This window comes from Fibrella forsythiae (assembly GCF_017353175.1).
Taxonomy (GTDB): Bacteria; Bacteroidota; Bacteroidia; order Cytophagales; family Spirosomataceae; genus Fibrella; species Fibrella forsythiae.
The window spans coordinates 1,005,257-1,019,412 of sequence record NZ_JAFMYW010000002.1; the positions used below are offsets into that span (position 1 = coordinate 1,005,257).

Annotated in this window: 10 protein-coding genes; 8 read left to right on the top strand and 2 right to left on the bottom strand. The window is 53.0% G+C overall.

Going from position 1 to position 14,156, the window contains the following annotated elements; genetic code table 11:
- Positions 1–23 precede the first annotated feature (23 nt).
- From nudK to J2I46_RS10235, 7 genes are all read left to right on the top strand, one after another.
- The gene (nudK, locus tag J2I46_RS10205; protein ID WP_207328896.1) at positions 24–602 is read left to right on the top strand and encodes a GDP-mannose pyrophosphatase NudK; all 579 of its coding nucleotides are present in this window, start codon (positions 24–26) and stop codon (positions 600–602) included.
- Between the two features lie 160 nt (positions 603–762).
- Positions 763–1,122, top strand: a complete 360-nt coding sequence (locus J2I46_RS10210) for a DUF4406 domain-containing protein (RefSeq protein ID WP_207328897.1) — start codon at positions 763–765, stop codon at positions 1,120–1,122.
- A gap of 52 nt (positions 1,123–1,174) precedes the next feature.
- Positions 1,175–1,822 (top strand): RNA polymerase sigma factor, encoded by a 648-nt coding sequence (locus tag J2I46_RS10215; RefSeq protein WP_310589008.1) that lies wholly within the window; start codon positions 1,175–1,177, stop codon positions 1,820–1,822.
- 50 nt (positions 1,823–1,872) lie between these two features.
- Positions 1,873–2,973, top strand: a complete 1,101-nt coding sequence (locus J2I46_RS10220; protein WP_207328898.1) for a FecR family protein — start codon at positions 1,873–1,875, stop codon at positions 2,971–2,973.
- Positions 2,974–3,193: 220 nt separating this feature from the next.
- The gene (locus J2I46_RS10225; RefSeq protein WP_207328899.1) at positions 3,194–6,484 is read left to right on the top strand and encodes a SusC/RagA family TonB-linked outer membrane protein; all 3,291 of its coding nucleotides are present in this window, start codon (positions 3,194–3,196) and stop codon (positions 6,482–6,484) included.
- 18 nt (positions 6,485–6,502) lie between these two features.
- Complete coding sequence (locus J2I46_RS10230) at positions 6,503–8,212, top strand: RagB/SusD family nutrient uptake outer membrane protein (protein WP_207328900.1); 1,710 nt, start codon at positions 6,503–6,505, stop codon at positions 8,210–8,212.
- Between the two features lie 276 nt (positions 8,213–8,488).
- Positions 8,489–9,364, top strand: coding sequence for a CE1 family esterase (locus J2I46_RS10235; protein WP_207328901.1), 876 nt, complete (start codon positions 8,489–8,491; stop codon positions 9,362–9,364).
- 49 nt (positions 9,365–9,413) lie between these two features.
- Here J2I46_RS10235 and J2I46_RS10240 read toward each other — a convergent pair whose 3' ends face one another.
- Positions 9,414–10,496, bottom strand: a complete 1,083-nt coding sequence (locus J2I46_RS10240; protein ID WP_229379676.1) for a glutaminyl-peptide cyclotransferase — start codon at positions 10,494–10,496, stop codon at positions 9,414–9,416.
- Positions 10,497–10,718: 222 nt separating this feature from the next.
- On the opposite strand from J2I46_RS10240, the gene J2I46_RS10245 reads away from it, so the two are divergent.
- Positions 10,719–11,015: an antibiotic biosynthesis monooxygenase family protein gene (locus J2I46_RS10245; RefSeq protein WP_207328902.1), complete on the top strand. Its 297-nt coding sequence runs from the start codon at positions 10,719–10,721 to the stop codon at positions 11,013–11,015.
- A gap of 83 nt (positions 11,016–11,098) precedes the next feature.
- On the opposite strand, the gene J2I46_RS10250 is transcribed toward J2I46_RS10245, so the two are convergent.
- On the bottom strand, positions 11,099–14,059 hold the full coding sequence (locus tag J2I46_RS10250; protein ID WP_207328903.1) for a S9 family peptidase: 2,961 nt from the start codon (positions 14,057–14,059) through the stop codon (positions 11,099–11,101).
- Positions 14,060–14,156 lie beyond the last annotated feature (97 nt).

Genomic DNA, 14,156 nt, shown 5'->3' on the forward strand with positions numbered 1-14,156 from the left:
AAATTCAAACAAAAATAAACAAAATGACCAATCCTCGGGTACGAATTACCGACGAAAAGCTGCTTTCCGACAATTGGTACGTATTGAAACGCTACACATTCGATTACCAGCAGGCCAACGGCGAATGGACTACACAGCAACGGGAAGCGTATGACCGGGGCAACGGAGCCACTATTCTCCTCCACAACCCAGCCGCCGACATGGTGATTCTGACCCGCCAATTTCGCTTACCGACCTACGTAAACGGTAATGACTCCGGTATGCTGATCGAAACCTGCGCGGGCCTGCTCGACGATGACCATCCCGATGATGCCATCCGGCGCGAGATGGAAGAGGAAACCGGCTATCAGATTTCGGCAGTAGAAAGAGTGATGGAAGCCTACATGAGTCCGGGGTCAGTAACGGAGCGGCTTTTTTTCTACCTCGCCGAATACAGCGCCGATACTACCCGGCAAACAGGTGGCGGCATTGACGAAGAAGACATCGACGTGCTGGAGCTGCCCTTTACCGATGCCCTGCGAATGATCACCACCGGTGAGATCATGGACGGTAAAACGATCATGCTCCTGTATCATCTTCGCCTACGTCAGCTGGCAAACTGAGGCGCGAGGCCATTAAAATCAATCGCTACTAATCGTCGGCATTGCTTCGCGAGCCAAGTTGCTTTCGCAACTTTCTAAGCTTGTCGAAGGGAGATGCGAAAGCAACCTTAAATCCAACCGCGTCGGCGGACCGATCCAAAATCCCCAATCAGACATTACCATGATGATTCTCATTGCCGGCCCGTATCGGGGCGGTACCAACGATGACCCCACGCTGATGGCCAACAATCTGGCTCAGCTTGAGTCTGTGGCCTTACCACTATTCCGTGCTGGTCACTTGCCTATGATTGGTGAATGGGTAGCGCTTCCCCTCATTAAACTGGGCGGGTCGACCCAACCCGGCGACGAGGTCTGGAATGAAATTCAATATCCGGTGGCCCATCAACTGCTTGATAAATGTGACGCGCTACTTCGGATCAAGGGTGCCTCGGCTGGTGCTGATAATGACGTTCGTCTGGCTCAGGAACGTGGTATTCCCGTCTACTTTCGGTTAGAGGACGTACCTGGCGTTTGCACGTAACATACCCGAAATCGTTTCAAGGCTTACCATTCCGGCGAACGAGTACGCAGTAGTGCTGCGTTATCATGAAGTAGCCTGCTGTAAGCTGGCAAATTCAAGCACTATCGTGAACGTGAGTGAGCAGACGGAACAGCAACGTTGGGACGCATTTAAAGCAGGTGATGAGGCAGCTTATACGGAGCTTTACCAGCTACACGTGCGGGCTATGTATCGCTACGGGCTGAGCCTGGTAGCGGCTTCCGAAGCGTTTGTGCTTGACTGCATTCACGATGTGTTTACCGAAATATGGGTGAAACGCACCCGGCTGTCAACGCCCGACAATGTGCGGTTTTACCTGCTTAGGGCCTTGAAAACCCGCATCATGCATTTGCTTGAACGCAAAGAGCGACCTTATCAGTCGCTGTCTGAAGCTGACTATGAAGACCTCTGGTCTCAGCCAGATGAGTTGGAGCAGCAGGAAGATATAGCGGAAGCGACCAACCGGCAGGAGCGGATCAAGCTATTGATTGCGCAATTGCCGCCCCGTCAGCAGGAAGCCCTGAAACTCCGCTTTGTCGAAAATATGGATTACGGCCAGATTGCCGAGGTGCTTGAGGTAAACAAACAGTCGGCTCAAAACCTGGTATTCAGGGCTGTTGAGAAGCTTAGAGGGCGTCTTCTAGGCCTCTTATTAACTTTTTCCATTATTTTTTTGGCTTAAAGTGAGTATGGTTTTTAGAATTTGTCATCTACGGCAAATTCGATCATACGTTGGTACAACTTTACGACCACTTCTCAGCGGCTGATTTCCTGACCGACGATGCCTTCGTTAGTCATCAGCTGACGCCTACGGAGCAATCGCACGCTTTTTGGACAGCCTGGCTCCGGCAACATCCCGACCGCGCAACTGAATGGCAGCAGGCAGTTAAGCTTGTCGAATCGCTACGGCTCGGCCTGGATGATTACGCCAGAACGTACCTGTCGGAGGAAGCGGTAGAGCAGCTGTTGATCCGCATTCAGGCAACCAACCGCAATACGCAACAGGAGCCGTTTGTGGTACAGCGTTCACTCAGCTGGGTACGTTGGGTAGCAGCGGCCTGTTTACTATTGGCCGCTGGCGCTGGCCTCTGGTGGCTGAACATCCACCGGTTTCGCTCCCCCTACGAACGGCAACTGGCAGCGGTAGCGCAACCGATCACTGAACGGGTCAACTCGACAGGCCAATTGCAGGAAATTGTGCTGCCCGACGGCTCAACGGTCGCGCTGTCGCCCGGCAGCCGAATCAGCTTTATAACCGACACGACTTCGATCAATCGGATGGTATACCTCACTGGTGAAGCTACATTTTCGGTCGTGAAAAATGCCAGAAAACCGTTTCTGGTCTATGCTGGCGAGTTGGTGACCAAAGTACTCGGCACGAAGTTCACCGTGCGGGCTTTCGAGCGGGAAGCGAATATCAACGTCGATGTGGCCTCCGGTCAGGTGTCGGTTTATCGGGAAGGCGGGGCCGCTACGAAAGCCGACCGCAAAGGTGTTCTGCTCCATGCCAATCAACTCCTGGTGTTTACCCGGAAATCGGAGCAGTTCGACAAACGGCTGACCCATGCGCCACGTGTGGTTCTTGACAGACAAGTAAAAATAAGCCCGTTCCTCTACGACGAAACGCCGGTAGCCCTGGTGTTTGCTGAGCTGGAGAAGGCCTACAACATTCAGATACTGTTCAACAAAACGGCGCTGGCCCGCTGTCAACTCAGCGCTTCATTAGCCGACGAATCGTTCGAGCAAAAGCTGACGATCATCTGCAAGACCATAGGGGCTGAGTATGAGGTTATTGATGGCCAAGTTGTTATCTCCGGCGGGGATTGCCGGTGAGCCTGTTTTTACCCCATTTCCACAACGCTATCTTTTTACTTTTCACCAAAGCAACAGATGAACTAACCCGCTCTTTCTTCAGAAACAGGGTATAAAAAAAGCCAGCGGTTCTGCGAAAACCGCTGGCCCAAATGTCCCCTGCTGCAATGCCGTCCCGATGGAACGAGGGGTGTGGCGTTGCCCGATTTTTTGCTCCAACCGAACTAACCAAGCTCAAATTATGAAAAAAGTAAACCTTTATTTGATAAGGGGGATGAAACTCACGTTGATACAACTAGTTCTTGCCATCCTTTTCACCGACGCCTCGCGGGCAACGAATGCCGATGCGCAGGATCTGCTCAACCGTCGATTAACGGTGCAGGTCCGTAATGAGAACATGCGGGCGGCGCTCCGGACCATTGAACGGGTGGCTGATGTCAAGTTCTCGTATAGCCCGCAGGTGGTACAATCAAAGCGGCTTGTGTCGCTGAATGCCCAGAATACAACGCTCAAAGAAGTATTAGATCAACTGCTTATTCCCATTCAGGTACGGTATAGCGTTGCCGGTCAGCAGATTATCCTGAGCCGGCTGTCTGTTTCGCTGGCTGAACCTGCGCCAGAGCAACCGGAAAACATACCCGACGCTATTGTTGACCGGGTCATCTCGGGGACCGTCACCGACGAAAAAGGGGCTGTACTTCCCGGCGTCAGCGTCGTCATCAAAGGCACCACGCGAGGCTCGGTTACCGACGCCACCGGCAAATACCAGTTGACGATTCCTGATGGCCCACAGATTCTGACATTCAGCTTTGTTGGGTACGTTCTGCAGGACGTGACCGTTGAAAACCAGGCGTCGATTGTTGTTCAGCTTGAAGCAGATATCAAATCGCTGAATGAAGTGGTGGTAGTGGGTTACGGTACGCTCGACAAGAAGGAAGTAACCAGCGCCATTACCCACGTGTCGGGTCGTGACCTGTTAACGATTGGCGCCACGAACCCCATCTCTGCCCTTCAGGGCAAAGTAGCCGGTCTGACGATCACCAATACTGGTGGTGGTGACCCAAACTCGATGCCGAGCATTCAGCTTCGGGGCGTATCCTCGCGTGATGCTGGTCTGGGGCCGCTCGTGGTCATCAACGGCGTACCGGGTGGTGTGCTGGAAAACATCAACCAGAATGATATCGAATCGATCGACGTGCTGAAAGGCGGGGCAGCTTCGGCCATTTATGGGACACGGGGGAGCAACGGGGTGATCATGATCACGACCAAAAAAGGCACCAAAGGCTATCAGGTCGACTACAATAGCTACGCGGCTTTCGATTTCGCTACGCTGCAACCAAAGGTGCTCAGTGCCGACGAGTTTCTGGCTCAGAAGCGCGGCACGGATTACGGCGCCAAGACCGACTGGCTAAAAGCCATTACCCGGCAGGCGGCGTTCACGTATAAACATACGTTGTCATTTTCGGGTGGTGATGCGAAAAACAACTACCGCGTAACGGCCGATTACCGAAACGCGGAAGGTATTGACCTGCGGGCCAACCGGGGCGAATATGGTGCCCGGCTTAGCCTGAACCACACATCGCCCAATAACCTGTATACCATCGGTGTCAATGTGGCTCCACGCTATTATACCAGCAGCAATGCCGATTATGGCGCTTACGATCAGGCCCTGACACTGAACCCGACATTGCCAATCAGAAGCCTCACCGACCCGACGCGGTATTACCAGATTCAGTCGGGTTTTACCTCGCCTTTCAACCCGGTTGAGCGGTTGCAGACCGAGCAAAGCGGCACAGAGGCGAAATTCCTGGATTATAACGCCAGCCTGAAACTGAACATCCTGCCTACGTTGAACACGCAGGTGACCTGGGGGCAGTTTACCCGCGATTTTTTCGACTTCTTTTTCCGTCCTTCGACCTCGACTTATGCAGCTCAGTATGAAGGAGGCATGAACTCGGCTAGCCGGGCCTATAACAAGAATGATCAGCGCAGTCTGGAGTGGGTAGGCAACTATTCGCTCGATCTGCAGGCGCATTCGCTGAAGGTGCTGGCGGGTTATTCATACCAGTATTTTGTCAATTCGGGATTGTCGGCTGATAACCGCAATTTCCCGTCTGATGCCTTGACCTACAATAACTTAGGTACGGGTTTATACCAGCAGGTAGAAGGCCGGAATGGACTGGCGACATACAAGAATGACTCGAAACTGATCGCATTTTTCGGACGTGTCAACTACGGCTATCAGGACAAGTACCTGTTCTCGGCCAGTTTACGCCGCGAAGGGTCGTCGAAATTCGGGTTTGATAACAAATGGGGAAATTTCCCTGCCGTATCGGCCGGATGGCGCATCAGCGAAGAGCCTTTCATGAAAGGACGTACCTGGATCAATGAACTGAAACTACGGGCCGACTATGGCGTAACGGGTAACCAGGATTTTGGTAATTACCTTTCGCTGGATACGTATTCGGGGTATGGCTATTATCTGCTCAATGGGGTGCAATACCAGGTTTGGGGACCCAGCCAGAACACGAACTATACCCTGCGTTGGGAAACGGCTCAAAACCTGAATTTCGGGGCTGATTTCGCCTTCTTCAACAATAAACTGTCGGGGAGCATCAACTACTACACCCGCAAGAATACCGATCTGCTGGGGAACTACACGGTGCAACTGCCCCCAAACATTCAGGGACAGACCTACGCCAATGTGGGCAGTATGCAGAACTCAGGTATTGAGTTGCAACTGAATGCGACGATTGTTGACAAACCGAATTTCAAATACAACCTGTCTTTTGCCGGCGCAACCAACAGTAACAAATTCGTGTCATTTTCAAACGATGCCTACAAGGGCCAGAGCTACGTTGACGTTGTTGGGTTGCCCGCGCCAGGTAGTCCGGGTACGGCGCAGCGGCTCCAGGAAGGGCAGCGCATTGGTACATTCTACATGCTGAAATCGGCTGGTGTGGGTACCGATGGTAAGTTGCAGGTGTACAACAAGATAGGCGAGATCATTCCGGCAGATAAAGCCAATAATGATGATAAACAGGTAGTTGGAAACGGCTTGCCCCAGCTGACCCTTAGCCTGAACAATTCGTTTTCGTACAAAAAATGGGATGCTACGGTGTTTTTCCGGGGAAGCTTTGGCTACAAAATCTTCAACACGCAAGCCTTCTACACCGGTACGCCCTCGACCCAATCGAATGCCAACGTGCTGACATCGGCCTACGGAAGCAGTAAATACGCGCTGCTGACCAACCAGGCCACAACGGTGATCCTGTCCGACTATTTTCTGGAGAATGGGTCATTCCTGAAACTCGACAATGCCTCGATCGGCTACAATCCGCGTGTCACTTCGAAGGTGGTGCGGTCGGTGCGGGTGTATGCGGCGGCGAAGAACATGGTCACGTTTACCAGCTTCACCGGCGGCGACCCCGACCGGTACCCCGTGAATGGCCTGTATCCCGGTATTAACTCGTCTCGCTCATACTACCCGACCACCACGCAGGTGCTGGTTGGTATTCAGCTAGGTCTATAACTCTCGACGTTACAACAGATGACTATCCGTACATTTTTTTCCTATGTGTCTGCACTTTGCCTGGGCACAGCTTTATTTGCCAGCTGTACCAAGCTGGATGAAACGCTCTACGACCGGGTTACGTCCGGCAACTTCTTCCAGACCCGCGACGATGTGTACCGCTCGTTTTTGCGGACTTTCGAACACGGCTACTGGACGGTGCAGGGGGCGCAGTTTATCATGCAGGAATTGCCCGCCGACCAACTCATGACGCCCAACCGCGAGGGTGACTGGTATGACGGTGGCCAGTACATTCGCGCACACGGTCACACCTGGACCTCGCAGGATAGCTGGTGTAACGACGGCTGGAATAACCTGTATCAAGGTGTTACGCTGGCTACCAATTCACTGCAGGATATTCAGGGAATTGACCCGGCAAAGTTTAACCTGAGTGTTGCGCAACAGCAACAACTTATCGCTGAGCTGCGGACTATGCGCGCCTGGTATTACATCCGGCTGTTTGATCTGTATCGGAATCTGGAGATCATCACCGCTGTGAAAGGACAGACGACCGGTACCACCCAGTCGACGCCGCAGCAAACCTTTGCGTTTATCGAAACGGAGTTGAAAGAATCATTGCCGTTGCTGGCTGCCAAAGGTGACGCCGGTACCGAGCAGTTTCAGGGCCGCTGGACCAAAGCAGGAGCCATGACGTTACTTGCCCGGTTGTACCTGAACGCGAAAGTCTACATCGGTCAGGACCGATACGCCGACTGCGCCACAATCTGTCAGGACATTATAGATGGTAAATACGGTGCTTATTCGGTTGCTACCCGTTGGGATGCGCCTTACGACTGGAACAACGATCAGTCGGCAGAGACTATTTTTGCCTTCCCAGGTACGTTTGGCCGGTCACACTGGCAATATGATGGGGGCATGTATTTTTGGATGATGCCATTCAACGCGGCGCAAGGGTACATGAGCTTTACCGATTTTGGAAACGCGAACCCACGGTATGCGTTGCAACCCGGCCGTAATGTCGATAGCCTGGAATATTCATTCGCGCTGGGCAAACCGTTTATTAAATTCCAGAAATACGCCGATGATGTGCGGCTGAAGAAGTACCGGAACCTGGGCAACAGCCAGCGCGAGGGAATGTTCCTGTACGGCTACCTGACCTACAACAATAACCGCGACACCGTGCGAAGCACCCGCGATTATACGCTGTACATCCGCGATCAGGTGGGTTGGTTCAAAAAGACGAAGCCCGGTCAGGTGTTGGCCGATAAGGAATCGAATATGAATCATGCCGACCAGAATTCAGGCATCTACGTCACGAAATACCCGGTGTACCCCTCGAGTGATGTGCACAAGATCGAGTCCGATTATGCCGAGATCCGCCTGGCCGAAGTATACTACACGCTGGCCGAATGTCGGTTTCGGTTAGGTAACAAAACCCAGGCGGCTCAGTTACTGAACACGGTCCGCAAGCGGTATTACCCGGCTGGTTCACCAAGCCTGTACCCAACAGATGGCAGCACGCTAACGGAACAGGAACTGCTCGACGAGTGGGGCCGTGAGTTCGTAGCGGAAGGTCGCCGCCGAACGGATCTGATCCGGTTCGATAAATTCAACACAGGTACGTGGTGGGATAAACAACCCGACGCCGACGATCACACCAAGATCTTCCCGATCGGTTTCAATGTCCTGAACGTGTCGCCTCAATTGAAACAAAATCCGGGATATTAACTGATTTGGGATGGTGGATTGGGAGTTTTGGATTTTTGCTGAGGCAGTAACAACAAGGTAGACCACCGTGGTAATCAGCTTTTCAGTAAAGCTGATTCTACATAGCGTATTACTTTCGCGCGTCCCTTCGACAAGCTCAGGGTGACATCGGGGTGGCGGACCACTCCCACTCAGGTTCATCATGAACATTTGGATGTGAGTTGTCACCCTGAGCCTATCGAAGGGACGCGCGTCAGCAATACGCTAACTCAATCCTGGACTTACTCACTATAAATCATGATCCGACTTACACTTGCTCTGGCTCTGCTATTATCCGTTTCTATCATTGCTAACGCACAGGTGCTCAGCGATTCGATTTTGGTTGAGGGAAATTACCGGACGTTTTATTTCAACAAACCACCGGATACCTTCCGAAAACCGAGCCTGGTGTTTGTACTGCACGGATCGGGTGGGAATGGGCGTGACATGATGAAAGCGGCCGTGAAAATGGATCAGCAGGCGGCTAACGAGAATACGCTGGTGGTTTATCCAAGCGGCTACAAACGCTACTGGAATGAGTGTCGAAAGTCGTCACCGGCGCAGGCCAACGTAGAAAACGTGAACGAGCAGGCGTTTTTCGACGGGATGATCCAGTATTTCAGGAAGCGGTACAGCGTCGATACGAAACACGTGTTTGCCGTGGGTACGTCGGGTGGCGGGCATATGGCCTACAAACTGGCCCTGACCATGCCGCGCGCCTTCCGGGCTATCACGGCCATTATTGCCAACCTGCCCGACACAACGAATCTGGATTGTGAACCGGCTGGCAAGGCAGTACCCGTCATGATCATTAACGGTACCGACGATACTACGAACCCCTACAACGGCGGCGTGGTGGTGCTGGGCAAAAATATGAACATGGGGGCTGTACGATCGACGGACAGAACGCTGGCTTATTGGGCTAATCTGGCTCACTACCAGGGGAAGCCAACAATGGAGAATGTGCCTGACACCGACCCGAACGACGGCAAAATTGTTGAACGTTATATGTACAAAGAAAAAGGCAAGCCCGAAATCGTGTTGTTAAAAGTGAACGGTGGCAAGCACGATTACCCCAACGATATCGACGTGCATCTGGAAGCACTCGCTTTTTTCAAGCGCCAAATCCAATAGGATGCGTTGCTGTCTATGACGCGCGGAACAACGTACCTAATGCCTTATACTACTGGATCGTAGCGCCTTTTCTTGCTTTTTGTAATCCGTTGACTTTTAGCTTGAACAACGACGGCCAGTTTTTGCCGGTCACGTATAAAGCGCCTTCTTCCAGGCGGTAGGCAATGCCATTGAGCACGTTCTCTCTTGTGTTGACACCAGCGGGCAGGATGGCATCCATTACTAGTTCACCCACTACTTTTCCCGTTGCCAGATCAATCTGGACGATCCGGTTCGTTTGCCATACATTGGCCAGCACGTAGCCATTAACGTACTCCAGTTCGTTGAGATTCACTACCGGCCCGTTGTTGTCATAAACGGCTAACTCACCCGTTCGTTGCAGGGTAGGGGTATAGAAAACAAGTCGGTTAGAACCATCGCTCATGATCAGCGTGGTGTCTCGGTGCGTAAGACCCCAACCCTGGGTGTGGTAGGCGAAGCTGTTATCCTGCACTAGGTCTTTGGTATACCGAAAGCACTGCCCCGACGTCCAGGTCAGTTGATACACGTGATTGCCGACCACCGTAATGCCTTCGCCAAAATGCTGCTCCGGTAGCGATACAGATTGCTGGATGGTGCCGGTTTTAAGATCGACTTTCATGAGTTTGGACTGCCCGTTCAAGCCTGTCCCTTCATACAGCGTCCCCTGATCGAATTCGAGGCCCTGAGTAAAGCTGCTGGTCTGGTGTGGGTACGTTTGCAGCAAGGCATACGTCAGTTTCTGCGGTGTTACGTCCGACCAAAGATCAACGGAGAGGGTATCAGCCCTTCGCTCTTTGTTGGCTGACAAACCTTGCACAACGAGCTGATGACGCCCAACCGTATTACCCGTAGCGACGATGCGAATACTGTCTGTAGCCACTGTCTTCATCAGTAAAACTGCCCCGTCCCAGAAAACGGATAACTGGTGGAGCGGCTGACTAAGCTGAATCGTAACCGAATCGCCGGGCTGATAGCCTGTTTTGGTCAACGCCGCTACCGCAGGCTTAAGCTCGATGTCGGGGGGCGCTTCTGTCGGCTTTTTCGCCTGGCAACCAAACAACATCAAGCCAAACAAGCATAAACCAGGTAGTGAGCGGGACAGGCGAATCATGCACAATAATACGTGTCGTTCGGGGCATTGCCAACGCAGTTTCTGGTACAGTGACCTGGACGATAGACGATGGCCACCGGTAAAACGGATGGATTTCCCCTATTTATTGATCGGCAAAGTAGGCTACCCGATACACTCACTTCTGTTTTGACTGGTGGGTCGCCAAAGGCATGCTACCTGAACCAGAGGACCAAATCATTGTACCCGTAAACGCTGTTCATTATGTATGCACGAATTGTTCAGGTGCCTCTGTTACCTGATGCTATCGCCAAAGCCACTGATTACTTCCGCGAGTCGGTAGGGCCAGCCCTCAAGAAACATCAGGGCTTCAAAAACAGCCGATTTTTGGTTGATTCAACAAATAATCGTTGCCTGATGGTCACGCTCTGGGATTCGGAAGAAAACCGAACGGCTGCTGAATCAAACGGGTTTCTGCAGGATGTACTGAAGAATATGAAGCCTTACTTTGCGGGTCAGCCCGTGGTTGACTATTACGAAGTAGCCGTACAAATTGCCTAACATAAAGTGCCCTGTTTAGTGGCAGACGGTTGACGTTCTCTGCTACTAAACAGGGCACTTTTTAAGGCGGAATCTCCAGCCTTTTAGTACTTCATGTCGCCCCGGTCTTTTTCAACGGCGGTGCGGCCATCTTTCATCCAGGCGGGCATGGGCGCGTCTTTCAGGTAATGATCGAAGAACTGATACATGCGGATGCTCAGGTCTTTGGCGTTATGCCGGGCCGTAAGGTTATGACCTTCTCCGTTATACACCACCATCCAGACGGGCTTGTTCAGGCGACGCAGGCCCGTGAAAAACTCAATTCCCTGCTGCCAGGGCACAGCGCCATCGGCATCATTATGCATCAGCATCAACGGGGTTTCCACGCGATTGGCGAAGAACAGCGGTGAGTTTTCGATGTAGTTCATCGGCTTGTCCCAGAGGGTACCACCAATTCGGCTTTGTGTTTTTTCATACTGGAACTGACGGACAACACCCGTTTCCCACCGGATACCACCGTAGGCCGATGTCATGTTGGCCACGGCAGCGCCTGCTTCAGCGGCTCTGAACAGGTTGGTCCGCGTAATGATGTAGGCCGTCTGGTAACCACCCCAGCTTTGCCCCTGAATGCCCAGCCGCGCCCGGTCAATGTAGCCGCGTTCGAGCAGTTTCAGCACCCCCGGAACAATGCAGTCGTAGGCGTTCGGTCCAGGCTGACCAGTGGTGTAAACGATATCCGGCACAAACACCGCGTAGCCATTCGATACGCAATACGGAATGTTGATCGTTGAGCGGCTGGGCGATGGAGCCCGGTAATCGTTCAGCGTTTCGGCGTTACGCTCATAGAAGTACGTCAGCATCGGGTACTTTTTGTTCTTAGGCGCACCCGTAGGGCCTTCCTGAATTTCTTCTGGTTTAAACAGCAGTCCTTCGAGCGGTGTCCCATTCGTGCCAACCCACTTCACCAGTTCAACGCTACCCCAGCTGATGCTATCCTGCTGCGGGTTCGTTTTCGTCAGCTGCACAGGCGTAGCGAAGGTGGTATCGGTCAGGAAGAGGTTGGTGGATTCCTTGAAATTGCCCCGGTAAAACGTCATGGTCTTTGCGTTCTTCGCTTTGGCCAAACCGGCATACCGATGGGCGCTGTTGGCCACAATACCAATGTCTACGGCACCTTTAGCGGGTGGGGTCGCTTTCAGTATGCCAGTATGTTTGTCGCTTTCCCAGATACCCGTGAGCCACAGGTCGTCTTTCGGGTCAATGGCTTTCTCGTCGGGGTCCAGATCGGCGCGGCGCAGGCGTACTTTATTGGTACGGCCCCAGCCATTAGTCAGATTTCTGGGTTTCTCGCGGCCAGTCGGGTCAATCTGCCAGATGTCGTAGCGGTCGTAGAGCCAGATGTATTTATCGCCAGTCGTCCAGCCGGCCAGTCCGTAGGAACCGGGCAGGTTTGGGGTGTCATGCTCTTCGTCGAAGAACTTGCTGGGTAAGCCGCGCGTCAGGTCAAGTCGCTTGTTGTCGGCAATCGACCAGGCTCGCCACAGTGAATCGCGCTCGTCGAACCAGTAGGCGTAGGTACCGCCCGGCGACAGGCGCGTTTCCGACGCCATGATGTCGTTGGCAATCCGCTTCTTTTCACCCGTTTTGGTATCAATCAGGTACAGGTCCGTGTGGCCGGGGTCCCACGATGATTGCACCTGATACGGTAAGTCGCTTACTCCCAGCAGATAACGCGTATTTACTTTCGGGTCGAAGTTCACCGTCGGAATTTCGCGGTTGGCGAGCAGGGCTAATCGACCGAACGTAGTGCTGTTGGGCGCCAGATCAGCGACGGTCAGGAACCCGCGCTCTTTTTCTTCCTTGAGCCGCTTCTGCTGCATCGGTTGCAGGCGGTTGTCGGTCCAGCTCCAGACGTCCATCTTTACCTTCTCGTCGTCGGGTGTCAGCGTGTCTTTAATCGGTTTGATGCCAATGGGTGAGGTCGAGAAATAGAGTCGGGTACCATCGTCCGAGAATTTCGGCTCCCTGAACTCATTAGCCGTCCAGCGATTGGGGAGCGGGTTGTTGAGCGTGTCGAGCAGAATTCGGTAAGGGCCTTCGGCAACGGCAGGTTTGCTGCGTTTTCCCTTGGCGGCAACGGGCGCGGGTGCCAGGTTTTTGTAGCGGAGCGAGAAGATGCGCACGTCAGCCCCGGCGCTGTCGGCCGAGGTCATCCAGGCGAGTTGCTTACCCTGTTTGTCAACAGCCAGCCCTTTGTAGAGTTTAATCTTCGAACTGCTGTCAACGAGCATCGTCTGGCTAGTAGCCGTACTGAAGACAAACACGCCGGGCATAAAGGCTTCACCCGCTTTCAATGAATCACGTGCTGACTCGCGGCTGTAAAACACCGTTTGTCCGTTGTCTGACATGGTCACGTTCGAGACAAAAGTCACCGTACGGCGCGTGCCGTCGGCCATGTTCAGGAGGACCAGATCATCGCCTTTGGGCTTTTTCGCTGGCCCTTTTCTGCCCGCCACGGTCGTAGTCGATACCGGTTGCGTAGGTAGCAGCGTATCTTTTTTCGACGTTGGTTTCGCTTCGGACACCAGCTTCGGTGCATTGGCGTCCTGCAACACAGCCAGCCACGAACCGGCATCTTTTCCAAGCATAAATGACTTTACGTTGGGCAGCTTTCTGGTTTCGCCCGTCGCCAGGGTCAGCACCAGCAGGCTGTCTTTGGGCATTTCGTCGGCTTTTTTCTTTTTCAGTTTGGCCTTTCGCGTGTCGGCAACGGGCACTTTCAGACGCATGACTAAGTACCGGCTATCAGGCGTAAACTGGGCCATATACCCACGTGGAAATTGGCGAATGGCTGACTTGCGCGAGACGTCGGCCACTTCGAGCCGACCGTTACCGTCTTGAGGATCAATTTGATAGGCGATCCAGCGGCCATCCCGGCTTAAGTTTTCTGATCGAACGCTTTCCCATCGATCGTAATCAGCGGCAGTAAGCGGGCGTTTGGTGGTTTGCGCAAAGAGCGAGTTTGTGAGGAAGAAGCAGACGAAGAACGTAGCGATCCGTATCATATGTAAACATCAGGTTGTATGAAATGCCACTCAATATACGATATACAGGCATTCAACAGCTGATCTGATGCAACAAGCAGGTCTAGGCTGTCTGCGA